This window comes from Pusillimonas noertemannii, assembly GCF_003096595.1.
Classification (GTDB): domain Bacteria; phylum Pseudomonadota; class Gammaproteobacteria; order Burkholderiales; family Burkholderiaceae_B; genus Pusillimonas; species Pusillimonas noertemannii.
Genome location: NZ_QEKO01000004.1, coordinates 373,388 through 396,476 on the forward strand (window position 1 = coordinate 373,388; position 23,089 = coordinate 396,476).

Consider the following 23,089-nt stretch of genomic DNA (forward strand, 5'->3'; position numbering starts at 1 on the left):
TCTGCCATGACCTCTGATTCCGCAACGAACGCCTCCGCCCAGTTATCAAAAAGCTTCGAACCCCAGGAAATTGAATCGCGCTGGTATTCCCACTGGGAAGCGCGGGGGTATTTCAAGGGCGGCCAGCATGTCGAACCGGCTCCTGGCCATCAGAGTGTTCCGTATGCCATTCAGTTCCCGCCGCCCAATGTAACCGGCACCCTGCACATGGGGCATGCGTTCAACCAGACCGTCATGGACGGCCTGGTGCGCTACCACCGCATGAAGGGCGACGACACGGTCTTCATCCCCGGCACCGACCACGCGGGCATCGCCACCCAGATCGTCGTCGAGCGCCAGCTCGACGCCCAGAAGGTATCGCGCCACGACCTGGGCCGAGAGAAATTCGTCGAGAAAGTCTGGCAATGGAAGCACAAGTCGGGCAGCGCCATTACCGAGCAGTTCCGCAGGCTGGGCTCGTCGGCCGACTGGGCGCGCGAATACTTCACCATGGACGACAATCTGTCGCGGGGCGTGGTCGAGACCTTCGTACGCCTGCACGAACAGGGCCTCATCTATCGCGGCAAGCGCCTGGTCAACTGGGACCCGGTGCTGGGCACGGCCGTGTCCGACCTTGAAGTCGTCAGCGAAGAAGAAGACGGCTCGATGTGGGAAATTCGCTATCCGCTGGCCCAGCCCGAACGCGGGCTGAGCCATCTGGTCGTGGCCACCACCCGTCCCGAAACCATGCTGGGCGACGTGGCCGTCATGGTCCACCCCGAAGACGAGCGCTATGCCCACCTTATCGGCAAGAACGTGCTGCTGCCCCTGTGCAACCGCGAAATCCCCATCATCGCCGACGACTACGTCGATCGCGAATTCGGCACGGGCGTCGTCAAGGTAACCCCGGCGCACGACTTCAACGACTATGCGGTGGGCCAGCGCCACGGCCTGCCCCAGATCAGCATCCTCAGCCTCGATGCCCGCATCAACCAGAACAGCCCCGCCGCCTATCAGGGGCTTGACCGCTTCGACGCCCGCAAGCAGATCGTGGCCGACCTCGAATCGCAGGGCCTGCTGCAGGCCGTCAGGCCGCACAAGCTGATGGTGCCGCGCGGCGACCGCACCAATACCGTCATCGAGCCCATGCTCACCGACCAATGGTTCGTCGCCATGAGCAAGCCCGCCCCCGAAGGCACGCTGCATCCCGGCAAAAGCATCACCGAAGTCGCGCTCGAGGTCGTGGCCGACGGCCGCATCCGCTTCTACCCCGAGAACTGGACCACCACCTACAACCAGTGGCTGGAAAAAATCCAAGACTGGTGCATCTCGCGCCAGCTGTGGTGGGGCCACCAGATTCCCGCCTGGTACGCGCCAGATGGCCGCATCTTCGTGGCCCGTTCCGAAGAAGAAGCCGAGCAGCAGGCGCGTGCCGCCGGCGTCACCGGACCCCTGGTACGCGACCCCGACGTTCTCGACACCTGGTTCTCGTCGGCCCTGGTGCCCTTTACCGACCTGGGCTGGCCGCAAGAGTCGCCCGACCTGTCCCGCTACCTGCCCTCCAGCGTGCTGGTCACGGGTTTCGACATTATTTTCTTCTGGGTTGCGCGCATGGTCATGATGAGCATGCACATGACCGGCCAGGTGCCCTTCCGCGACGTCTATGTGCACGGCCTCATTTGCGACCTCGAAGGCAAGAAGATGAGCAAGTCCAAGGGCAACACCATCGATCCGGTCGACCTCATCGACGGCGTGCAGCTTGACCAGCTCGTGGCCAAGCGTACCACCGGCCTGATGAACCCTCGCCAAGCGGCCAGCATCGAGAAACGCACCCGCAAGGACTACCCCCAGGGCTTCCCGGCCTATGGTACCGACGCGCTGCGCTTCACCATGGCGGCCTATGCCACCCTGGGCCGCAACATCAATTTCGACCTCAAGCGCTGCGAAGGCTACCGCAACTTCTGCAACAAGCTCTGGAACGCCACGCGTTTCGTGCTGATGAACACCGAGGGCCACGACCTTTCGGGCGGCGAACAGCATGAGCTTTCATTTGCCGACCGCTGGATAGCCAGCCAGTTGCAGCGGCTCGAAGCCGAGGTCGAGCGCGGTTTCCACGAGTACCGCTTCGACAACGTCGCCAATGCCCTGTACCACTTCGTATGGGACGAATACTGCGACTGGTACCTTGAGCTGGCCAAGGTCCAGATCCAGCAAGGCACGCCTGCGCAGCAACTGGGCACGCGCCGCACGCTCATCCGCGTGCTCGAGACCGTGCTGCGGCTCATCCACCCTATCATGCCCTTCATCACCGAAGAGCTCTGGCAGAAGGTGTCGGTCGTGGCGGGCAAGCGCAAGGCCGAAGTTGAAACCAGCATCTGCGTGCAGCCTTATCCGGTCTCCAACCCCGCCCTGATCGACGCGGAAGCCGAGGCGCAAGTGGCCGAGCTCAAGGCGCAGGTCGAGGCGGTGCGCGCGCTACGCGGCGAAATGAATCTCTCGCCCGCCCAGCGGGTGCCGCTCATCGCCCTGGGCGACGCACAGGTGCTGACAGCCAACAGTCCCTATCTGGCGGCGCTGGCCAAGCTGGAAAGCGTCGAGATCGTATCAGCGCTGCCCGACCTGGGCGCGCCGGTGCAGGTGGTGGGCGCGACCCAGCTCATGCTACACGTCGAGATCGATGTCGAGGCCGAACGTGCCCGCCTGGGCAAAGAGATCGAACGTCTCGAGAAAGAAATCGCGAAGGCACAGGCCAAGCTGTCGAATGAGAGCTTTCTGCAGCGGGCGCCGGCGCAAGTGGTCGAACAGGAAAAAGCCCGCGTCGCGCAGTTCGGTGAAACGCTGCAAAAGGTGCGCGAGCAGATGCAGCGGCTGGGCTAGCAATGCGCCTCTGGCGCGACTGAAACGCCGCAAACTGCTCTGATGGAACGGCCTCAAGGTCTAATAAGAGAAACTTTCTAAGGCTTGAGCGAAGCCAGAAACGCCTCGTCGGCCTTGCTGAGCCGCCCCGCCCTGCGGGCCGCCTCGATGAGGTCGGGTCGGCGGGCCTGGGTAAGGGCCAGCGACTGCCGACGGCGCCATAGCGCGATGTTCGCATGGTGGCCCGACAGCAATTCGGCCGGCACCGATTCGCCTTGGTAGACCTCGGGCCGGGTGTAATGCGGGCTATCGAGCAGGCCCGTGAGCATATCGTGAAAAGAATCCTGCTGCGCCGACTCCCGGTCGTTCAGCGCCCCCGGCAACAGACGCACGGCACTGTCCATGATGGCCAGGGCCGGAATCTCGCCTCCCGACAACACGAAGTCGCCCATCGAAACCTCGTGGGTGACGCAGCGCTCGATGAAGCGCTGGTCTACCCCTTCGTAGCGGCCGCAGATCAGTACCGCCCCCTGCCCTTCCGACAGCTCCTGCGCCATGCGCTGGTCGAAACGGCGGCCCGTGGGGCTCATGAGCCAAACCGGTGCGCCTCCGCCGGAGGGCTGGGCGGTGTAGGCCGCCCGGCCGGCACGGTCTGTTTCGGTGCCGCAATCTTGTTGGGCGACGCGATTCACCCAGGCAGCACGGTCGGCCTGAGCCGCCTGCACGGCCTCTTCAAGAGGCTGCGCCATCATCACCATGCCGGGCCCGCCCCCATAGGGCCGGTCGTCCACAGTGCGATGCACATCGTGGGTGAAATCTCGGGGATTCCAGACCCGCAGCGACCACAGCCCCTGCTTGTGCGCGCGGCCGGTGACGCCATGGTCTCGCACGGCGGAGAACAGCTCGGGGAACAGGGAAATGACGTCGAAGCGCATGGCGGCTAGAAGTCGGCCGGCCAATCGCTTTCAAGCCGTTTGGCGGCGATGTCGACAGTATGCACGTGCGCGCTTACGAAAGGCACCAATATTTCGATATGGCGGCCTTTCTGGTTTTGCAGCAAGCTGATTTCGCCGCCGGCGCCGATCTGCCCGCGGGCCACGTGCAGCACGGCGTGGGCGCCATTGTCGGAAACGTCGACGACCTGCCCGATGAGCTCGGGCTCGCCCTCTTTTTTCCCATACAGCAGGCAGCCTATAAGGTCGACCCAGTAGTACTCGTCGTCTTGTTCGGGCGGAAACTGAGAGCGCGACACCCAGACGGTATGGCCCTTTAGCGCTTCGGCCGCATTGCGGTCGGGGGCGACGCCAAGCCGCGCCACCACGGTCGAGCCGTGGGCGCGCGCGGCCTGCACATCGGCAGGACGTGCAGGCGCAAAAGCGCCCGCCCCGCCGGCAAGCGGGACGGGCGCCTTCAACCACCAGTCTTTCGACTGCAGCAATACCTCGGCCTGGGACGAATGCGGCTGGATCTTGACCCAGCCTTGCACGCCATATGCCGAAACAATACGCCCCAGCTCGATCAGATCGTGCGGCGAATCACCGGATTGCGTGTCGGTCATGCCGACTTCGTCCGACCAGGCCTGCTGCGATCAGGCAGCCGCTTTGGCGGAGAATTCTTTAACCAGACGCGTAACGGCAGGCGACAGCTGTGCGCCGTTGCTGGTCCAGTATTCAACGCGGTCCAGAGCCAGGCGCAGGTTTTCCTGGCCTTCGTTGGCTACCGGGTTGTAAAAACCCAGGCGCTCGATAAAGCGGCCATCACGGCGATTGCGTGAATCGGCTGCCACTACATTGTAAAACGGACGCTTCTTCGAGCCGCCACGGGCTAAGCGAATCACCACCATAGGTAATCCTTTGAAAATGAGGTGAAAAACAATAGATTCTAGCATCTTTCGGGCTTGCTGGGCAAACTGAAAAGGCAAGAATCCTCAAAACAAGCTTCGTCGCGCAAGATATGAGGCGCTACGGCACGTATCCGCCGCGCCGGATGCTTAACGACGGGCCAGAAAATGGGTGACGTTGCCCTCGCCTTCGACCTGGGCCAGCAAGCCGTTGCCGGTCTGCTTGGAAAAAGCCTGAAAATCGCGCACGGCATGGGGGTCGGTGGTGATCACCTTCAGTACCTGGCCGCTTTGCAACTGCGCCAGCGCCTTCTTGGCGCGCAAGATGGGCAGCGGGCATTTCAGGCCCGTTGCATCCACCTCGAGATCGAATTGAGGCGTTTCGCCAGTGTCGGACATATCGCTACCCCTGAAGCCTGGCCAGCACCCAGTCGTTCACCTGCGCCATGGCGCCCGGCAAGGCTGCCGAATCGGAACCACCGCCCATGGCCATGTCTGGGCGGCCACCACCCTTGCCGCCCACCTGGCCGGCCACCATGCCGACCAGATCGCCGGCCTTGACCTTGCCGGTAAGGTCGGAGGTGACGCCCGCCACCAGGCTGATCTTGCCCTCGGCCTCGGTGGCCAACAGCACCACCGCCGACTTGAGCTTGGCCTTGAGCTGATCGGCCATGCCCCGCAGCGCCTTGGGATCGGCTCCGGCGATGTTGGCCACTAAAAGCCGGGCCTCGCCGGTAAGGGCAACCGCCTGGCCCGCCAGGTCGTTGCCTGCGGAGGCGGCCAGCTTGCTCTTGGCCTGATCGAGATCGCGCTCCAGGCTTTTAAGCTGGCCCTGCAGTTGCTGGATACGATCGCCCAGGTCGGACGGCTGGGCCTTGAGCAAGGCTGCCGCCTGCTGCAACACGGCCTGGGTATCTTGCACCCAATGCAGGGCGTTGTCGCCGGTAACCGCCTCGATGCGGCGCACGCCGGCGGCCACGCCCCCTTCGGACACCACCTTGAACAGGCCGATGTCGCCGGTGCGCGCCACGTGGGTTCCGCCACAGAGTTCGCGGGAAAAGCCGATGTCAAGCACACGGACGACGTCGCCGTATTTTTCGCCGAACAGCGCCACCGCGCCGCCGCCCACGGCTTCGTCATACGACATGTAGGCTGCCTGGACATCGCGATTCTGCAGGACTTCGTCGTTGACGATCTGCTCGACCTGCCTGATCTGCGCGGCGCTGAGCGGAGCGTCGTGGGCGAAGTCGAAACGGGTCTTGTCGGGGTCGACCAGCGAGCCGCGCTGCTGCACGTGCTCGCCCAGCACCTGGCGCAGCGCCTTGTGCATGAGGTGGGTGGCCGAATGGTTGCGCACCGTACTGGCGCGGCGCTGGACGTCGACCTGCGCCTGCACGGCCTGGCCCACGGCCAGGGCACCGCCTGAAAGCTGGCCATGATGGCCGAAGACATTGCTTTGAATCTTTTGCGTGTCGGACACCTGGAAACGCGCCGGGCCCGCCTGCAACAGGCCGGCGTCGCCCACCTGGCCGCCCGATTCGGCATAAAAGGGCGTGGCGTCCAGCACCACTACGGCCTGGGCGCCTTCTTCGATGCGGTCGACCGATACGCCGTCGACATACAGGGCCGTGACCGTGCCCTGCCCTTGCAGGTGCTCGTAGCCCTCGAAGCGGGTTTCGACCCCCTGGTAGCTGAGCCCTTCGGCCGCCTTGAACTTGCCCGCCGCGCGCGCCTGTTCGCGCTGGCGCGCCATGGCCGCCTCGAAGCCTTCGTGGTCGACCTCGACGCCTCGTTCGCGGCAGATGTCGGCGGTAAGATCCACCGGAAAGCCATAGGTGTCGTACAGCGTGAACAGGGTCTGGCCGTCAAGGCGATCGCCCTTGCCCAGTCCGCCCAGGGCGGCCTCGAGTATCTTCATGCCGTTTTCGAGGGTTTCGCTGAAACGCTCTTCTTCCTGGCGCAGCACCTGCTCCACCCGCGCCTGGTTGGCGGCCAGTTCGGGGTAGGCGTCGCCCATTTGCGCCACCAGATCGCCCACCAGGCGATGGAAGAAAGGCTTGGGCTGGCCCAGTTTGTGGCCATGCCGCAGCGCCCGACGCACAATGCGCCGCAGCACATAGCCACGGCCCTCGTTGCTGGGGATGACGCCGTCGACGACCAGAAAGCTGCAGGCGCGGATGTGGTCGGCGATGACCTTCAGGGAGTTGTCGGCCAGGTCGGTGCAGCCCGTTTCGCGGCCCGCCGCGGCAATAAGCGCCTGGAAGAGGTCGATTTCGTAGTTGGAATGCACATGCTGCAGTACGGCCGCGATGCGCTCCAGGCCCATGCCGGTGTCGACGCAGGGCTTGGGCAGGGGCAGCATATTGCCCGCCGCATCGCGCTCGAACTGCATGAACACCAGGTTCCAGATCTCGATATAGCGGTCGCCGTCTTCTTCGGGCGAGCCCGGAGGGCCGCCCCAGATGCCGGGGCCGTGGTCATAGAAGATTTCGGAGCAGGGACCGCAAGGGCCGGTGTCGGCCATTTGCCAGAAGTTGTCGGACGCATAGCGTGCACCCTTGTTGTCGCCGATGCGGATGATGCGCTCGGCGGGCACCTTGATTTCGTTCAGCCAGATGTCGTGGGCCTCGTCGTCTTCGTGGTAGACCGTGACCCAGAGCTTCTCGGCAGGCAGGCCATAGACCTTGGTAAGAAGTTCCCAGGCGTAGGCAATGGCGTCGTGCTTGAAGTAATCGCCAAAGCTGAAATTGCCCAGCATCTCGAAAAACGTGTGGTGCCGGGCCGTGTAGCCCACGTTCTCGAGGTCGTTGTGCTTGCCGCCGGCCCGAACGCAGCGCTGCGAACTGACCGCACGGTGATAGGGGCGCGTTTCTTTGCCCGTGAATACGTCCTTGAATTGCACCATGCCTGCATTGGTGAACAGCAAGGTGGGGTCGTTGGCCGGAATCAGTGGCGAAGACGGCACGACGGCATGGCCCTTCGATTCGAAAAACGAAAGGAATTTTTGACGGATTTCGGTGGTTTTCATCAGGGAAAAACGCGCGCAAATTAAGGTAGGTAACCAATCATTATAGAGGGTGTTGCGCACAAGGTAATCGGCGGGGTTGAGCCCTTAGGCGTCCGCCTCTTCGAGCGCCATGGCGGCGTGCTCGAGCAGGCCCACGATCTGGGCCGCTACCGATACCGCGATGACGCCCGGCAGCTTGCTGGAGGTTTCGACGATGCCTATCGGGCAAACCACCCGGTCGACAAGCCGTGATGGAAATTTGCGCAGCAGCCGCGCCCTGAATTTGGCGCGCTTGGTGTCCGAGCCGATAAGGCCCAGATAGCGAAACGATTTGTGCTGCAGCACACGTTCGACGATTTCCAGATCGAGCGCATGGCTGTGCGTCAGCACCAGCCAGCAGGCGTCATCCGGAAAATCGGGCACATCGTCGGCATCGCCGCTCAGGCATTGGACATTGTCCGGAAGATGGGCCGGCCACTCGTCTTCGCGCGGGTCGAGCCAGGCCACGCGAACCGGAAGCTCGGCCAGGACGCGCACGATGGCCTTGCCCACGTGCCCCGCGCCGCACACCACGACGAGGGGCGCGGCGGCCGGGGTAAGATCGACCAGCAGTTCGTCTTCTTCATGCCACCGGGCGTCGGGCTGGGCCACGGCCAGGCTGTCCACCGCTTCGACGCGTACGTCGGGCGCATGGGCCCCGCCGCCCGGGGCCTGCCTTGCGGAACAGCGGCGCACGCGGCGCCCCGCGGCTCCGCGTTCAAGCACTTGATGCAGCGCATCGCACCATGCAAGGTCTTGCGGTTCCAGGCGCTCGAACGCCAGCCATACGGCGCCGCCGCAGCACTGGCCCAGGCTGGGCCCCAAGGCATAGTGGCGCACCTGTGTCGAAGGCGCACCGGCGTCGGCCAGCATGGCGCGAGCCACCTCGATGGCCTGCAGTTCAAGATGCCCGCCGCCTATGGTGGCATGAGCCCCGTCGGCGTCGACCCACATGCGCGTGCCCGCATCACGCGGGGTAGATCCAAGAGCCCGTGCGACAGTGATCAGCACCAAGGGCTCGCCCTGCCGAAGGCGGGAACGGGCGGCTGCCAGCCACTGGCCATGGACGGTCAGTGCGGACGGCGCAAGCTGGGTGTTCATTGCCCTGTTCCGCTGCCTGGCCCGGCCGAAAGCTCGACGGTCTCGTCGGGCAAATCGACCGCCTCGCCAGGCATTGCAGTCGGAGAAAAGCGATTGGGCGCGACCCGGTCCAGCGTCCGCAGGATACGTTCGGCGGTAGCCGGCGCATCGAGCGGAATGTCGGCGCGCGGCTCGGCCACCGAGGCGATGGAGTCGCGTATGGCCAGGAAGACCGAAATGGCCAGTGGCAGGGGCGGCTCGCCCATGGCCTTGGACTGATAGATATTGTTCTCGGCATTGCCGTTGTCAAAGAACGCGACATTGAACTGCTCGGGACAATCGGACACCGAGGGAATCTTGTACGTAGAGGGCGCATGCGTTTTCAGTGCGCCCTGCTCGTCCCACCACAGCTCTTCAGAGGTGAGCCAGCCTGCGCCCTGTATGAAGCCCCCTTCTATCTGGCCCAGGTCGACCGCGGGGTTGATCGGACGCCCGGCGTCGTAGAGTATGTCGGTGCGCAGCAGGCGGTTCTCGCCGGTAAGAGTGTCGATGACGACCTCGGAGCAGGCGGCCGCATAGACGAAGTAGTAAAAGGGCCGGCCGGTCAGCTTCTTCATGTCGTAGTGGATCTTGGGCGTCTTGTAGAAGCCCGACGACCACAGCGAAACACGTGCCATATAGGCCTTTTGCACGAACTCGCGAAACGGCACGGCGCGGTCGCCGCAATATACCTGGCCGTCCTCGAAGCGAATGTGCTGCTCGTCGCAGCCGTACTGGTCGGCCGCGAAAGCGGCCAGGACCGACTTGATCTTGCGGCAGGCGTCTTGCGCCGCCTTGCCGTTCAGGTCGGTGCCGGTGGATGCCGCCGTGGCCGACGTGTTGGCCACCTTGGCGGTGTCGGTGCCCGAGGCCCGCACCTGGCCGATGTCGACGCCGAATTCTTCGGCGACGATCTGCGCCACCTTGGTATTGAGCCCTTGTCCCATCTCGGTGCCGCCATGATTGACCAGGATGGAGCCGTCGGTGTAGACATGGACGAGCGCCCCCGCCTGGTTCAGGTGAGTGGCCGTGAACGAGATGCCGAACTTGACGGGCACCAGCGCAAGGCCTTTTTTAAGCACCTTGCTTGCGGCGTTGAAACGCCGGATTTCGTCTCGGCGGCGGCGATACTCGCAAGAGGCCTCGAGCTGATCGACCAATGGCTGCAGGACATTATCTTCAAGCACCGTATCGTAGGGCGTGACATTGCGCTCATCGACGCCGTAGAAATTGCGCTTGCGCACATCAAGCGCGTCGAGCCCCAGGCGCCGCGCGATGTCGTCAAGCACATACTCGATGCACAATATGCCCTGCGGCCCCCCAAAGCCCCTGAATGCTGTGTTGGACTGCGTGTTGGTCTTGACCCGCAGCGAAAGAATGTCGAAGGCCGGCAGGTAGTAGGCATTGTCGGTGTGGAACACCTGGCGGTCGGCCACCGCGCCCGACAGGTCGGCCGAATAGCCGCAGCGCAGCCGCTGCTCGAAGGACACGGCTTCGATCATGCCCTGGTCGTCATAGGCAACGTCATAGCCGGCCGAGAAGTCGTGCCGCTTGCCGGTCACCATGAAATCGTCGTCGCGGTCGGCCCGCAGCTTGACTGGCTGCCCCGTGCGCCACGCCAGCAGGGCCGCCGCCGTGGCGAAAGGCCATGACTGGCTTTCTTTGCCGCCGAAACCGCCTCCCATGCGGCGGCACTGCACCCTGACCGCATGCAGGGGCCGTCCCAGCATATGGGCGATCATGCTCTGCATCTCGGTGGGATGCTGGGTGGAGCTGAGCACCAGAATTTCGCCGTTTTCGCCGGGCTGGGCGTAGGCGATCTGGCCCTCGAGGTAGAACTGCTCCTGGCCGCCGCAATACAGTCGCCCCTGGTGGCGATGCCGCCCGTGTTCCAGCTTGGCCGGCACATCGCCGCGCGCGATGCGCACCGGAGGCAGCACATAAGACTCGCGCCGGGCGCCATCGTCGGCCGAAAGCACCGGTTCAAGTTCCTGGTATTGCACCTGCGCCAGCTGGGCGGCCCGCCGCGCCGCGTCGTGCGAAATGGCGGCTACCGCAAACAGGGGCTGGCCGACGTACTGGACATGGCCATCGGCAAAGACCGGTTCATCGTGGATGTAGGCGCCCAGGTATTTTTCGCCCGGCACGTCGTCGAGACAGACGACCTCCACGACGCCGGGCGCCGCCCGCACCCTGGACAGGTCCATGGAAACAATGGCGGCGTGGGCACGGGACGAAAGGCCCAGCGCCGCGTGAAGCGTGCCTTGCTGCTCGGGCACGTCGTCGGTGTACTGCGCCTGGCCCGTGACATGCAGCCGAGCGCTTTCATGCGCCAGCGGCCTTCCGACGGTCTGATATGGCTTGTTCATGACACCCCCTTCATCAGGATGCGCGCATCGGCCTGACCGGTGCTTTCAAGATAGAAGCGATACAACAGGTTGCGAGCCGATTTTCGGCGGTAGTCGTCCGAGGCCCGCATGTCGGTCAGGGGCTGGTAATCGCGGTCGAGCGCCTGCATTGCCAGCGCGACGCTTGCTTCGCTCCATTCATTCCCCAGCAGGGCCTCTTCGGCGTGGCGTGCCCGCCTGGACGTAGCGGCCATGCCGCCATGGGCGATGCGCAGCGAAGCCACCCTGCCTTGTTCGACAGTCAGGGCGTAGGCGCTGCAAACGGCCGAGATGTCCTGGTCGAAGCGCTTGGAAAGCTTGTAGGTGGCCACCCGGCATTGCGGATTGCGCCGGGGCACGACCACGGCTTCTACGAATTCGCCCGGCTCGCGAGCCTGCTTGCGGTAGTCGAGATACAGATCTTCCAGCGGCAGCTCGCGGCGGCTCGCCCCCCTGCGCAGGATGACGGTGGACCCGATGGCGATGAGCAGGGGCGCGCTGTCGCCAATGGGCGAACCATTGGCAAGGTTGCCCACCAGGGTGCCCGAATTGCGTATGGGCATGGAGGCAAAGCGCTTCCATAGTTCGTGTGCCTCGGGATACTCTTGGACAACGGCCTCGTAGCCATCGTTGAGCGAAACCGCCGCGGCTATGCGCAAAGCCCCATTTGTTTTTTCGATTCGGTTCAGCTCGGCAATATCGCCCAGATAGATGACGGCGGGCAGGGTCTTGAGCTGCTTGGTGACCCAAAGGCCGACGTCGGTTCCGCCGGCCAGCAAGATGGCGTCGGGGTGTTGCAGGTAAAGCTCGGCCAGCTCGTCGGTTGTGGTCGGCGCAAAATAAGATTGCCCCGGGGCCTCGATCGCCAGCATGCCCGCATTTGTATCGCGCAAGCCCTGCAACTGGCCGCGCACCGCCTCGTGGTCGAGCCTGGCCGGCGGGTAGGCATCCATGCCGCAGGCCGCATCGATAATGGGCCGGTAGCCCGTGCAGCGGCACAAATTACCCGACAGGTGGTCGAACACCTCGTGGCGGGCCGGACGCGTATGGCCGTTCTGGTACATGGTGTACATCGACATGACGAAGCCGGGCGTGCAAAAGCCGCATTGCGAGCCGTGATGATCGACCATCGCCTGTTGCACCGGATGCAGCGAATCGCCTTCTTCCAGTGCTTCGACCGTCCACATCGCCTTGCCATCAAGTGTGGGCAAGAAGCGGATACAGGCATTGATCGCCTGGAAAACCAGGCGGCCGTCAGCCTGCAGGCTGGCCTGCGTAACAGTGCACGCGCCGCAGTCGCCTTCGCCGCAGCCCTCTTTGGTGCCTGTGAGCCTGCGGTCTTCACGCAGGTACTGAAGCACGGTCTGGGTGGGCGAATGCGGCGTAACTTCGTGAAGCACGCCGTTCAGGTAAAAACGGATGACGCCTCGAACGTTCATGTTGTCTCCATGGCCGGCGACGGCAAAGGCCTTTGCCTCGCCCGCTCTTGTAATGCGTGCCCCTGCAAGGACACTATATACCTAAATATAAGCCGGGCTCCGAACATGCCCCGCGGTGTGCGCAAGGCGGGCCGGGAACCCCGGGCGGCGGCCTTCAGCCCCCTGCCGGCGGCAGCGCCACGGCGTCGGCCTGGTTGCGGAAGCTGCCGTCTATGCTGCGTACTTCGTGCAGGACGTATTCGTCGCAATCGGGCGCATCGCCGATGCGGTCGATGACGATGAAGTCGCCCTGGCGGCCCAGCGCCATCAATGGATGGTGCCAGGTTCCCCGGTGGTAGTTCACGCCCTGGCCGGGGCCCACGTAGAAAGCGCGGATGGCGGCTTCGTCCGGCCTGTCGCCCGCGCCGTCGGGCGCCACCACGGCGATGAACGGTGTCTGGCTGCAGGGAATCCAGGCCTGGCTGCCCAGGCTATGGCGTTCGAGCATGGCAATGCGCAACGGAAGCTGGAACGCATCGCCCCGCGCCATGCTGATGCCGGCCTGGCCGTCGTCGCCCCCGAGCTGGATACGCCCCAGGTCGTGATATCGCCGGGTGGTCCCGCCGTTGATCGGAAACCAGGGCCGTCCGCCCATCTCGATTACATCGCCGAAGGGTGCGAAGGCTTCCTTGTCCAGTCGTTCGAGCTTGAGTATGGCCATGATCTCTCCTTGAGCGCCGCCGCCCTATCGGGCCAGCCGCCCCCATATCCTCAGCCGGCTGACGCCGCCATCGGGAAACATATTGAGCCGGACATGGGTGATCGGGCCCAATGCACGGATCTGATCGCCCGAATAAAAATGCTGCTTGTCCATCTCGGTTTTTTGCTCGCCCAGAAGCTCGGGCCAGAACATGGCCTGGGTGGTGATGGACTGGTCTGTGCCCTGCTCGACCCGCGCCGCCTGTATGGAGACGCGGTCGGGATAATTGCCCTTGAAATGCGCCGTATCGACTTCTATCTTTTCGACCACGGCGGCGTGGCCCAGTTCAACGATGCACCAGTCGTAGCCCGGGTCGCGGCGCCGCCGGGTCTCCCAGCCGTCGCCCATGTTCACGCCGCGGCCCGGCATGACCATGCGGAAAGGCACGCCGAAGTGGGCGTCGCTGTAGCTGACGATGCGGCCGCCGGCGGCCAGCGCCGAGACCTCGTGCAGGGCGTCCGGGTCTTTTGCAGCCCAGTCGCACAAGGGCTGGCCATAGGCCCGGAAGCGGGCCACACCACCGTCCGGATAGATGTTCAGGCGCAGATGCGTAAAGGGACGTTCGTCGCTGATGGGCAGGAAATGGTGGGAGCCGCCCGACAGAGAGGTGGCGGGAAGAAGCTCGACCCAGTCGGCGTCCGCGCCGGGGTCGGCACCACCAGCGCAATAGCAGGCCTGCACCGACGCCGCCGGCGGATAGTTGCCGGTGAAATGGCTGGTGTCGATGTCCAGCCCCTTGACGACGCCCGGCAGGCCTAGCCGCACAACCGCGTGGTCATGTCCGCCCTGGCGACGCCGCTTTGTTTCCCAGCCGTCGACCCACTTGCCGTGGTCATCGAACTTGCCCACGATGAACACCGATTCGGACGACTGCAGCATGCGGTCGGCTTCACCAAAGAAATCGTCGGAGCACGACACGACGCGCGCGCCGAAATCGGCCGAAGCCAGGTTGGCATGGCGCACGGCGAAAACCGGCGGCTCGGTGACGGGTGCTGCGTTGATTACTGTGCCAACAGGCAAATTGGGGGCGGCCATGGGACATCACTCCAGAAAAAGAAGAGGCAAGCTCAGGTACCGGGCTTGCGGACCAGGTCATCGAGGCGAAACCGCCCGATCTTGTAGATTTGCTCAAGGCATTCGGCGGTTTCTTCAGGCGGCGACAATGCCAGCCGCCGCCTGAATTCACGGATGACGCTTTGCCTGTCGTGGCCGCGCACCGCCAGAATGAAGGGAAATCCGAATTTCTCGCGATAGGCCTGGTTCAGCGCGGTAAGCCTGCTGTACTCGTCGGGCGTGCAGCGATCGAGGCCGGCGCCCTGCTGCTCGGAGGTGGACTCGGGCGTGAGTTCGCCGCGGACGGCGGCCTTTCCGGCAAGCTCGGGGTGGGCCCGGATGAGCTCCATTTGCGCCTGAGGCCCCGCGGCGGCAACGCGCTCGACCATGGCCCGATGCAGGTCATCGACACTGTCGAAGGGACGCAGGGATGCGACCTGCTCGGCCACCCACGGAGAGTGCTCGAAGACGCCCCCCAGCAGGCTTATGAAACGCCCGACGGGCAAGGCATTGAGCTCGGCAAGCGTGATGTTCATGCGATTGTCCTTGCCGCCTCGCCCCGGTAGGGGTGGCGCTGGGCCCAATGGCGCGCAATGTCGACGCGGCGGCATATCCACACCCGCTCGCGCTGCTGGATGTAATCAAGAAAGCGCTGCAGGCCGGCAAAACGCCCCGGCCGGCCCACCAGCCGGCAATGCAGGCCGATCGACATCATCTTGGGCGTATGCTCGCCCTCGGCGTACAGCACGTCGAAGGCGTCTTTGAGATAGGAACAGAAGTGATCGCCGGTGTTGAACCCCTGCGCGGTGGCAAAGCGCATGTCGTTGCAATCAAGGGTATAGGGCACGACCAGGTGCGGCCTGACCGAGCCGTCTGACACGCCCACCTCGCACCAGAACGGCAGGTCGTCGCCGTAGTAGTCGGAGTCGTACAGAAAGCCGCCATGCTCGACCACCAGCCGGCGGGTATTCGGGCTGTCGCGCCCCGTGTACCAGCCCGACGGCGCACTGCCGGTAACCGCCTGGATGGCCTGCACGCACTGGCGCATGTGCGCCTGCTCGACCTCGGGAGGCACGCTTTGATAATGGATCCAGCGATAGCCGTGGGCCGCGATTTCGTGGCCCAGCTCGACCAGCGCCTGCGCGACTTCGGCATTGCGCTCCAGCGCCATGCCGATGCCGAAGACGGTAAGCGGCAGCCCGCGGCGCTCGAACTCTTTCAAGATGCGCCAGACACCGGCCCGCGAACCGTATTCGTAGATGGACTCCATCGACAGGTGCCGATCGGGATAAGCCGCCGCGCCGATGATCTCGGACAGAAATTGCTCGGACGCCTCGTCCCCGTGCAACACGCAGCTTTCGCCGCCCTCTTCGTAGTTGAGCACGAACTGCACCGCCAGCCGGGCCTGGCCGGGCCAGTCGGCCAGCGGCGGGTTGCGTCCATAGCCGACGAGATCGCGGGGGTAGGCTTGGCTCATGGTTGCTCCTCGGGCTTGACGCTGAAGGCTGCCCAGGGGTCGGTACGCCCCGACGAAACCTGCAGCATGCGTTGTTCGCAATCGCTCAGATGATGTGACATTGCTTCGCGGGCACCCTCGCGGTCGGCCACCGCCAGGAGATCGAGTATGCGCTCGTGCTCGATATACGAGCAGGTGCTGGCCGCGGGGGTGTCGCGGTAGGCGATGATCAGGGTGGTACGCGAGCACAGGCTGTGCATGAGCTCGGTCAGAACCTCGTTGCCGGCCAATTGCGCCAGCTTTACATGAAAGGCGTTGGACAGCCTGAGCCAGCTGATGCGGTCGCCGCACTCAAAGGCCTGGTGCTCTTGGCGCACCATGTCGCGCAGGGGCTGCAGGCGCCGGGCCAGGTCGGTCAGGGTCACGAGCTTGTCGATCAACAGACATTCCATGTCCCGGCGAAGTTCGAAGACATCGCGCATTTCGGCCTGGCTGGGCCGCCACACGAAGGCGCCCCTATTGGGCCGGAGCACCACGATCTTGTCGTGCGCCAGCTGGGCCAGAGCCGCCCGCACAGTTGCGCGCGAGCAGGCGAAGACCTCGCACAGCGTGGCCTCGGTAAGCTTGGCGCCGGGCAGCAGGCGGCGATCCATGACGGCGTCGAAAATATCGGCATAGACGCGGTCGGCCTCGCCGCCCCCAAGCCCGCCTTCCAACAAGGACGAGGCTCTGGGCGCCGCGATTTCGCTGTCGCGTTCGGCATGCTGGTCAAGGCAAAGCATGTTTACTCCGTCGAAGAATATGGGCAAACCGCTATTGACAATTATTGGCATGTAAAACAGAATCGTCAACATAAATTGTTGACAATCTGGTTTTCGGCCAGATTCCCTCTTGCGATAAAAACCTGGCAGCTCGAGCAGGCAACCGGAGACACCATGGGAAAGCTTTCCACGCATGTACTCGACACCCTGCACGGCACGCCGGCAAACGGGGTGGGCATACAGCTTTACGCCATCCAGGGCGCCGAAAAGCAGCTTCTGGCGCAAGTGCTTACCAATGCCGACGGACGCTGCGACGCTCCACTGCTTCAAGGCGACGGCCTGCAGCCGGGCCGATACGAACTGGTGTTCCAGGTGGGCAAGTATTTCGCCGCCAAGGGCACCGTCCTGCCCGATCCCCCGTTTCTCGACCAGGTCGCCATCAACTTCGGCGTGGCCGACGCGCAGCAGAACTACCACGTGCCGCTCGTCGTCACGCCCTGGTCCTACTCCACTTACCGCGGCAGCTGATGCCGGGTGTGCCGCCCGCATCGGGGCGCGCCGCGCAAAGGGATTGACACCCATGGAAGCTTACCTGTTGGAATACGGCAATGTGCTGCTGCGCTGGCTGCATGTGGTGGCCGCCATCGCCTGGATAGGCGAATCGATCTACTTCGTCATGCTCGACAACAGCCTGCGCCCGCCCCAATCGGCCGAGGGAAAAAGGCGGGGCGTATTCGGCGAGATGTGGGGCGTGCACGGCGGCGGCTTCTACCACAACCAGAAGTACCTCACCAATCCGGCCGAACTGCCCGACGACCTGCATTGGTCGTTCTGGAAGGCCTACACGACATGGCTGTCGGGCTTCGCCCTGTTCGCGGCCATGTACCTGCTGAAACCGGGTTTCTACCTGGTCAACCCGGGCAGCAGCTGGGCGTGGGCCGCATCGATGTCGGGCTGGCAGGCCAGCCTGCTCGCCATCGTCTTCCTGTTGCTTGGCTGGATCGTCTACGATCAGCTGTGCCGCCGCATAAGCCCCAATATGGAACGCGACGGCGTGCTTAGCGTCGCGGTGGCCGTCATGATGGTGGTTGTGGCCTACCTGAGCTGCATGATTTTCCCGGGCCGCGCCGCATTCCTCATCACCGGCGCCGTCATGGCCACCTGCATGAGCGCCAACGTATTCTTCTGGATCATCCCGGGGCAACATCGCATGGTCGATGCCCTGAAGGCCGGGCGCGAACCCAACCCGCTGGATGGCAAGCGGGGCAAGCAGCGCTCGGTGCACAACACCTATTTCACCCTGCCCGTGGTGCTGCTGATGCTCAGCAACCACTATTCGTTCACCTACAGCGGGCCCTATGCCTGGATCATCCTGAGCCTGTTCATCTTTTCAGGGGCGGCCATACGACAGTACTTCGTGCTGCGCCATAGCGGGCAGAACAAGCTGGCGTATCCGGTCGTGGGCGTCGCCCTGCTGGTGGCCATCGGCTTTCTCGCGGCACCCCGGCCAGCGCCGGCACCCACAGGCCAGGACGCCCAGGGCGAAACCGTGAGCACGGCGCAGGTCATGCAGATTATGCATGCGCGCTGCGTGCAATGCCACGCCGCACATCCCACCCAGCCGGGCTTTCCCGCCCCTCCCGCCGGCATGGTTCTTGAAACCGAGCAAGGGCTTCTTGCCCATCCCGATCTCGTCAAGCAGGTGGTGGCCAACAACTACATGCCGCTGGGCAATCTTACGCAAATGACCCAGGCCGAACGCGACACCATCGCGGCGTGGACGGCGCCCCAAAGCAAGCCCTGAATGAATCACGCGCCTGCCCCTCACCGCCCCGGCACGGGCGGCCTGCTCATCCCACGCATATATACCCGCGCGTGCGGCCCTCGGAAGGCACGGCCGACGTACTGTCGGCGATACGCACCGCCATGTGCTCGGCCGGGCAGGAGCAGTTGCCGGTGATGGGGTTGGCGCCTGCCGCGACGCAGCCCGCCAGGCTGTTGATCGAATAGCCTCCGCCGCCACTGCCTCCAGCCGAGCGCCACAGCCCTTCGCGGCATACCAGCAGGCCTCCGTTCTGCTCGCGCACGATCGCACCCCCCGTATCGCAAGGGGTTTGCGCCCGAGCCTGGCTGGCGATACGAATATGCTCGTGCACCTGCAATGCCGCGCCGGTGCTCAGGTCGCCCGCAATGCTTGCCGAGCCCTGAAAGCGGGGGTCGCGCCGGTCTTCTACCCTGAGGTAGGCAAGACTCGCAAGCTGCTCGGTGGTAACCGACATCGCCACGGTGCCGACAGGCAGGGCTTGCATGCCCGCGACCGGCGGGTTGGGAAAGGAAAAGGCGGCGCCACTGACCACATGGGGTCGGTCAGGCATGACCGCGCCGCCTCGTCCCCCGGAAACACTCAGCCAATGCGCCACCATCGAGGAATCATGGCCGCCCGAGGCGTCACGAGCAAGAGCGCCATCGCTATAGACCAGCGCTTCGATCGAGCAGAGGCCGGCCGGGCAGCCGTCGCCGCGTATCAACAGCACCCGCCCGCCCAGGCCGCGAGCGCCGCGGGCGGGAAAGCCCGGCGACAGAAAGCCGGTCTCTTTGAGCTCGGCCACCGTGGGCTCGAAAGCATTGGCAAAACCCTGCACCCGGGCTGCGCCGCCCTCTTCGGCCAGGACGAGCCCATGCAGTTCGACATATCGCTGCGCAGCCGACCGCAAGGACGACATCCAGGCCGCATGGGCCTCGGCCACGGCGTCGCGGGCGCCCTGGGCCAGGCGGTCCGCGGCGAACACGGCCGCCAGGGTCGCGATCAGCAATACGACGGCCAGTTCAATAAGGACGAAGCCTTGTTGACAGCGCGTTCCTGCAGTCGTTGCGCGTGGCGGGCAGCCAGAACCAGCCGTCATGGGAACGCCTTTAGCTGACGGTGAAGAGAAAGTCGTTGGCGTCGCCGCGCACGCATTGAGTCTCGACCGCCAGCGCGCTGTAGGACGTGGTGGCGTCCTTGACGACGACCGCTCCGCCGCCGTCGGGCGTCAGCGTGATGACATCGGATACGCGCTGCAGGATGGAGGCCAGCGACGGGCACGCGGCATGATGGACACGCGACAGCCCGATGGAGAATGCGGCGCCCGAGTCCGCCGGCTGCACCGTGACCTCGCCTTCAGAGCCCAAGCCGTGCAATACCCTGGCGGCGGCATCGGCGCCGACGACCGAGAAGACGCTCGAGTCGCGCGCCAGAGAGGCAAAGTGCGCGGTTTCAATGGCGGCATAGGGCAAGGATGTGCCGTTGGGCGCATTGACCTTGGTCTGCAGGATGAAGCGGGCCAGTTCCTCGCCCGCCTTGGGCACTTTGTTCTCGACCACGTAGCTGCCTATGGCCGGTATGCCTATGATGGCCAGCAGCAGCACGATGGCCGTGACGATGGAGACCTCGACCAGTGAAAAGCCTCGCTGGCGATCGGCGTTGCAGAATGCGTGGATCATGGAAAGCTCCTTGGAACGTTGAAAATAAGCGAGCCGCACTCATTGGCTCGCGTGGAAAATCATGAGTGAACGGCGCAATTCGTCGATGACGACGTAATGCCACAGCCCCAGTGCCAGCATGCCCGCCACGCAGCAGACCAGCAGCGCCCAGCGCAGCACCTGAGCCTGCCTTGCCACCTGCGGCAGCACCCTCCCATCGAGGCGATCGCGCAGCAGCACCAGCGCGCGCACCAGGCCCCGCGCCTCGGCCATGTCCTGCAGATACCAGTACAGATCACGATCGAGCAGGCCGGTGTCGAAGGTTTCCGCGCCGACCAGGCCATGGTCTATGCGATCGAGCATGCCCTCGAGATGCCCGCGCATCCAGGGCGACGCGCCGGCGCAGAGCAGCGCCACTGCCGTACGCAGCTGGGTGGAAGAAGCCCCCTGCCGCTGCAGCACCACGGTCAGCACCGACATGAAGCGCAAGGCGCCGAGACATCGGTGAATCTTCCAGATCGACACCTGGTCGAGCAGATTGCGAAGGGCTCCGGTCAGGTTGGGGATGGACCAGCACAGCATGGCGACGCCAGCGAGCAATGCCGCCAGGACCGGCGCCCAAGCCGCCCGCACCAGGGCTGCGAAAGCGAACAGGGCCTGCGTCCAATAGCCGAAATAGTCGAAAGGCAGTGCTCCAAACAGTTGTGCCAGGCGAGGCACGGTGAACTGCGGCACGGCCATGATGGTGGCCGCCAGCACGCACAAGGACAGCACGCCCGACCATACGGTGACCCACACGATGTGCCGCGACCGTTTCGACAGTCGAAGCGCATGGGCCAGATCGGCCAGGGTGTGCACCAGCGTCTCGTTGCCCGACAACTGCGCAACACGGATGATGGCCAGTTCGCTGGCGGGAAAACAGCCCAGCCAGGTGGCGTAAAGATCGCCTCCGGCCGCCGGATAGCCGCGACTCCAGGCGCTGGACAAGCGGCCCCGCACCGTGCCCGCGTAGCGGCGGGCATCGCGGTCGAAGATGTCGCGCAATGTGTGCCGGCCCTTGGCGCCCTTGATCACGGCCGAAAGAAATTCGTAGTAGTCGGCGCGCGCCGGCATGAACAGCCGGCGGTCCAGGCGGGCAAGCAGGGCGCTGAACAGGGCGACGGCAGCGTCGGCAAGACTCCAGTGCCTCATGCCCGCATTCTCGTGACCGACCCCTGCCCCAGGCACTGCAGGCGCGCCTGCCTGGACAACGGCACGAAGGCACGCTCTACGTCGCGCATGTCGATCACGCCCGACAGCGCCTTGTACATCGCACAGTGCAGGATGGAGGTGAATGCTTCCGGGCGATGCATGCCCGGAAAGGCCGCATGAGGCTTGCCAAGATAGGCGAGACTGTCGCCCCGGCGCATGCAATGCAGCAGCTCGTGTTCTTGTGCCGGCTCGATATGCTCGGCCACCACGGTGCGGCCGCGATAACCCGCCAGTTGCAGCGTGCCGGCCTGCCGGCACGAAGGACATCCGGCCGGATTGCGCCATCGCAGCTGCCCTGGGTCAGCGCCATAGAGCCGTTGCAGGAGGTCCAGCCACGACTGCCACGACGCGGCTCCCGCGGGCGGTTCGGCAAGTTCGGCAACACCGTCCAGGCTCAGGGCGCACTCTGCGCAGAGCGCGGGCAAGAGCGCCTGGTGCACGAGCAGCTTGAGCACGCCCGGGGTGGCCAGGAAATCGCGCGGCACGCCGATGAAGTCGGACGCCAGCCTGTCGCCCACCAGCGCGGCCGATGCGGCGTGCGTAGTGGTATACACGCTGACTCCCGAACCGACCAGATCGAGGAAGGCGCGCCCCGACTCAAGGTCGCGCACCTCGCCCAGCAGCACGTCGTTCATGGCCGAGCGCTTCAAGGTGCGCAGCTTTGAACCGTAATCGTCGTGGGCGGTTTCCCGAAGCTCGCGCGCCACGCTGTTCTGCACGGCATTGGGAATCAGGTACTCGACCGGATCCTCCAGGGTAATGACCTTGCGGTCGGAAGGCACGCGCGCGATCATCGCGGCAAGGCTGGTCGACTTGCCCGAACCCACCAGGCCCGAAAACACGATGGCCCCGCCTTGCGTGGCCAGGGCGGACTCGATGGCCGAACATTGATGCGGCAAGTAGCCCAGGCTGGCCAGCGAAGGCATCTGGACCAGCGCGTCGCGGTGAAGCAGGCGCAAGCATACGCTGGGGCCCCTTTCGGCCGCCAGCGATGCCCAGCGCAGCAGCACCCTGCGGCCGTCCACCCTTTTGACGAGGCTGCCCTGCTGCTCGGCCGAAGGGTCGAACACCGCCCCGTTGCCGCTTTTGACCTCCATCCATACGACCGCCAGCATGTCCATGAGCGTACGGGTGGGCAGGCGCTGGAAACGCTCGGGCGCGACGTAGCGCCCCGACAGCGTGAAACGGACTTCGGACTCGGCCTCGCGCAGGTGGATGTTGATGTGCAGATCGCTTGCGCCATGGCGTACACCCCATTCGAGCATGTCCTGGAAGGCATCGGAAAGCGCCGTTCCGGAACAAGGGTCGGGTGCATTGCGGTGCACAGCGGTTCCCGGAGTGACCTGGCCCCGCGCGATGGCAAGCAGCAGGGGAGCCGGCAGGACATAACGCTGTTGCCGGGCCAGTCGATAGCCCCGCCTGACCGCATGGCGGGCAAGAGCGTCGGCCTGATCGCCGCCGACATGTTCCGCCAGGGCCAGTATGGCCACCGTGCCGTCCTCGAGCAGTATGGGGCAAAGCCTTGCGGCAAGCGCCTCGACATCCAGCTCGAGGCTGAGCGAACGCAGGAAGGCGGGCCGCATGGCCAGTATGTCGTCGAGTCCTTCGAACACCGGCGCGTCGATGCTGTCGAAACGCGGCAGGGCCGCCGAGGTTTCTGCCAGATGGGGCTGCATGAGCCTGGACCAGGGGGTTCGCATG

Annotated in this window: 20 protein-coding genes; 3 read left to right on the plus strand and 17 right to left on the minus strand. The window is 64.6% G+C overall.

Going from position 1 to position 23,089, the window contains the following annotated elements; translation table 11 throughout:
* Positions 1–6: 6 nt before the first annotated feature.
* Entirely contained in the window at positions 7–2,856 is a 2,850-nt protein-coding gene (locus C7440_RS14965) for a valine--tRNA ligase (protein ID WP_116519084.1), read from the plus strand.
* A 77-nt stretch (positions 2,857–2,933) separates the two neighbouring features.
* Here C7440_RS14965 and trmD read toward each other — a convergent pair whose 3' ends face one another.
* The 13 genes from trmD to C7440_RS15030 form a co-directional block, all read right to left on the minus strand.
* A complete protein-coding gene (trmD, locus tag C7440_RS14970) occupies positions 2,934–3,770 on the minus strand; it encodes a tRNA (guanosine(37)-N1)-methyltransferase TrmD (protein ID WP_116519085.1) in 837 nt (278 codons plus the stop codon).
* 5 nt (positions 3,771–3,775) lie between these two features.
* The gene (rimM, locus tag C7440_RS14975; protein ID WP_116519086.1) at positions 3,776–4,393 is read right to left on the minus strand and encodes a ribosome maturation factor RimM; all 618 of its coding nucleotides are present in this window, start codon (positions 4,391–4,393) and stop codon (positions 3,776–3,778) included.
* Positions 4,394–4,423: 30 nt separating this feature from the next.
* Entirely contained in the window at positions 4,424–4,678 is a 255-nt protein-coding gene (gene rpsP / locus C7440_RS14980) for a 30S ribosomal protein S16 (RefSeq protein ID WP_017524636.1), read from the minus strand.
* A gap of 147 nt (positions 4,679–4,825) precedes the next feature.
* Positions 4,826–5,074: a sulfurtransferase TusA family protein gene (locus C7440_RS14985; protein ID WP_116519087.1), complete on the minus strand. Its 249-nt coding sequence runs from the start codon at positions 5,072–5,074 to the stop codon at positions 4,826–4,828.
* A gap of 4 nt (positions 5,075–5,078) precedes the next feature.
* On the minus strand, positions 5,079–7,703 hold the full coding sequence (alaS, locus tag C7440_RS14990; protein WP_116519088.1) for an alanine--tRNA ligase: 2,625 nt from the start codon (positions 7,701–7,703) through the stop codon (positions 5,079–5,081).
* Between the two features lie 84 nt (positions 7,704–7,787).
* Positions 7,788–8,822: a xanthine dehydrogenase accessory protein XdhC gene (gene xdhC / locus C7440_RS14995; RefSeq protein ID WP_116519089.1), complete on the minus strand. Its 1,035-nt coding sequence runs from the start codon at positions 8,820–8,822 to the stop codon at positions 7,788–7,790.
* Positions 8,819–11,209, minus strand: a complete 2,391-nt coding sequence (gene xdhB, locus C7440_RS15000; protein WP_116519090.1) for a xanthine dehydrogenase molybdopterin binding subunit — start codon at positions 11,207–11,209, stop codon at positions 8,819–8,821. Before xdhB ends, xdhC begins: the two co-directional genes overlap by 4 nt.
* Positions 11,206–12,666: a xanthine dehydrogenase small subunit gene (xdhA, locus tag C7440_RS15005; RefSeq protein ID WP_017524641.1), complete on the minus strand. Its 1,461-nt coding sequence runs from the start codon at positions 12,664–12,666 to the stop codon at positions 11,206–11,208. Before xdhA ends, xdhB begins: the two co-directional genes overlap by 4 nt.
* Before the next feature lie 154 nt (positions 12,667–12,820).
* Positions 12,821–13,366, minus strand: coding sequence for an ureidoglycolate lyase (locus C7440_RS15010; RefSeq protein WP_017524642.1), 546 nt, complete (start codon positions 13,364–13,366; stop codon positions 12,821–12,823).
* Between the two features lie 24 nt (positions 13,367–13,390).
* A complete protein-coding gene (alc, locus tag C7440_RS15015) occupies positions 13,391–14,440 on the minus strand; it encodes an allantoicase (protein WP_116519091.1) in 1,050 nt (349 codons plus the stop codon).
* 32 nt (positions 14,441–14,472) lie between these two features.
* Positions 14,473–14,994 (minus strand): 2-oxo-4-hydroxy-4-carboxy-5-ureidoimidazoline decarboxylase, encoded by a 522-nt coding sequence (gene uraD, locus C7440_RS15020; protein ID WP_116519092.1) that lies wholly within the window; start codon positions 14,992–14,994, stop codon positions 14,473–14,475.
* Positions 14,991–15,935 (minus strand): allantoinase PuuE, encoded by a 945-nt coding sequence (puuE, locus tag C7440_RS15025; protein ID WP_116519093.1) that lies wholly within the window; start codon positions 15,933–15,935, stop codon positions 14,991–14,993. The genes uraD and puuE overlap by 4 nt, the downstream gene beginning before the upstream one ends.
* The gene (locus C7440_RS15030; protein WP_017524646.1) at positions 15,932–16,696 is read right to left on the minus strand and encodes a GntR family transcriptional regulator; all 765 of its coding nucleotides are present in this window, start codon (positions 16,694–16,696) and stop codon (positions 15,932–15,934) included. Before C7440_RS15030 ends, puuE begins: the two co-directional genes overlap by 4 nt.
* A gap of 153 nt (positions 16,697–16,849) precedes the next feature.
* Between C7440_RS15030 and uraH the strand changes: the two genes are divergently transcribed.
* Positions 16,850–17,203, plus strand: a complete 354-nt coding sequence (uraH, locus tag C7440_RS15035; protein ID WP_017524647.1) for a hydroxyisourate hydrolase — start codon at positions 16,850–16,852, stop codon at positions 17,201–17,203.
* A gap of 52 nt (positions 17,204–17,255) precedes the next feature.
* On the plus strand, positions 17,256–18,479 hold the full coding sequence (locus tag C7440_RS15040) for a urate hydroxylase PuuD (RefSeq protein WP_116519094.1): 1,224 nt from the start codon (positions 17,256–17,258) through the stop codon (positions 18,477–18,479).
* 46 nt (positions 18,480–18,525) lie between these two features.
* On the opposite strand, the gene C7440_RS15045 is transcribed toward C7440_RS15040, so the two are convergent.
* Genes C7440_RS15045 through C7440_RS15060 form a run of 4 tightly spaced genes read right to left on the minus strand, consistent with a single transcriptional unit; the run spans position 18,526 to position 23,088 of the window.
* Entirely contained in the window at positions 18,526–19,578 is a 1,053-nt protein-coding gene (locus C7440_RS15045) for a type II secretion system protein (protein WP_116519095.1), read from the minus strand.
* Between the two features lie 10 nt (positions 19,579–19,588).
* A complete protein-coding gene (locus tag C7440_RS15050) occupies positions 19,589–20,158 on the minus strand; it encodes a type 4 pilus major pilin (RefSeq protein ID WP_116519096.1) in 570 nt (189 codons plus the stop codon).
* A 39-nt stretch (positions 20,159–20,197) separates the two neighbouring features.
* Complete coding sequence (locus C7440_RS19900) at positions 20,198–21,328, minus strand: general secretion pathway protein (protein ID WP_165832605.1); 1,131 nt, start codon at positions 21,326–21,328, stop codon at positions 20,198–20,200.
* Positions 21,325–23,088 (minus strand): ATPase, T2SS/T4P/T4SS family, encoded by a 1,764-nt coding sequence (locus tag C7440_RS15060; protein ID WP_243410937.1) that lies wholly within the window; start codon positions 23,086–23,088, stop codon positions 21,325–21,327. Before C7440_RS15060 ends, C7440_RS19900 begins: the two co-directional genes overlap by 4 nt.
* Position 23,089 lies beyond the last annotated feature (1 nt).

Coding starts and splice junctions, on each gene's coding strand:
- C7440_RS15040 (WP_116519094.1), top strand. CDS start 17,256: ATGGAAGCTTACCTGTTGGAATACGGCAATGTGCTGCTGCGCTGGCTG.
- xdhC (WP_116519089.1), bottom strand. CDS start 8,822: ATGAACACCCAGCTTGCGCCGTCCGCACTGACCGTCCATGGCCAGTGG.
- C7440_RS15060 (WP_243410937.1), bottom strand. CDS start 23,088: ATGCGAACCCCCTGGTCCAGGCTCATGCAGCCCCATCTGGCAGAAACC.
- C7440_RS15050 (WP_116519096.1), bottom strand. CDS start 20,158: ATGATCCACGCATTCTGCAACGCCGATCGCCAGCGAGGCTTTTCACTG.
- C7440_RS19900 (WP_165832605.1), bottom strand. CDS start 21,328: ATGAGGCACTGGAGTCTTGCCGACGCTGCCGTCGCCCTGTTCAGCGCC.
- rpsP (WP_017524636.1), bottom strand. CDS start 4,678: ATGGTGGTGATTCGCTTAGCCCGTGGCGGCTCGAAGAAGCGTCCGTTT.
- trmD (WP_116519085.1), bottom strand. CDS start 3,770: ATGCGCTTCGACGTCATTTCCCTGTTCCCCGAGCTGTTCTCCGCCGTG.
- rimM (WP_116519086.1), bottom strand. CDS start 4,393: ATGACCGACACGCAATCCGGTGATTCGCCGCACGATCTGATCGAGCTG.
- alaS (WP_116519088.1), bottom strand. CDS start 7,703: ATGAAAACCACCGAAATCCGTCAAAAATTCCTTTCGTTTTTCGAATCG.
- uraH (WP_017524647.1), top strand. CDS start 16,850: ATGGGAAAGCTTTCCACGCATGTACTCGACACCCTGCACGGCACGCCG.
- xdhB (WP_116519090.1), bottom strand. CDS start 11,209: ATGAACAAGCCATATCAGACCGTCGGAAGGCCGCTGGCGCATGAAAGC.
- C7440_RS15030 (WP_017524646.1), bottom strand. CDS start 16,696: ATGCTTTGCCTTGACCAGCATGCCGAACGCGACAGCGAAATCGCGGCG.
- C7440_RS14985 (WP_116519087.1), bottom strand. CDS start 5,074: ATGTCCGACACTGGCGAAACGCCTCAATTCGATCTCGAGGTGGATGCA.
- C7440_RS14965 (WP_116519084.1), top strand. CDS start 7: ATGACCTCTGATTCCGCAACGAACGCCTCCGCCCAGTTATCAAAAAGC.
- puuE (WP_116519093.1), bottom strand. CDS start 15,935: ATGAGCCAAGCCTACCCCCGCGATCTCGTCGGCTATGGACGCAACCCG.
- C7440_RS15045 (WP_116519095.1), bottom strand. CDS start 19,578: ATGACGGCTGGTTCTGGCTGCCCGCCACGCGCAACGACTGCAGGAACG.
- xdhA (WP_017524641.1), bottom strand. CDS start 12,666: ATGAACGTTCGAGGCGTCATCCGTTTTTACCTGAACGGCGTGCTTCAC.
- alc (WP_116519091.1), bottom strand. CDS start 14,440: ATGGCCGCCCCCAATTTGCCTGTTGGCACAGTAATCAACGCAGCACCC.
- uraD (WP_116519092.1), bottom strand. CDS start 14,994: ATGAACATCACGCTTGCCGAGCTCAATGCCTTGCCCGTCGGGCGTTTC.
- C7440_RS15010 (WP_017524642.1), bottom strand. CDS start 13,366: ATGGCCATACTCAAGCTCGAACGACTGGACAAGGAAGCCTTCGCACCC.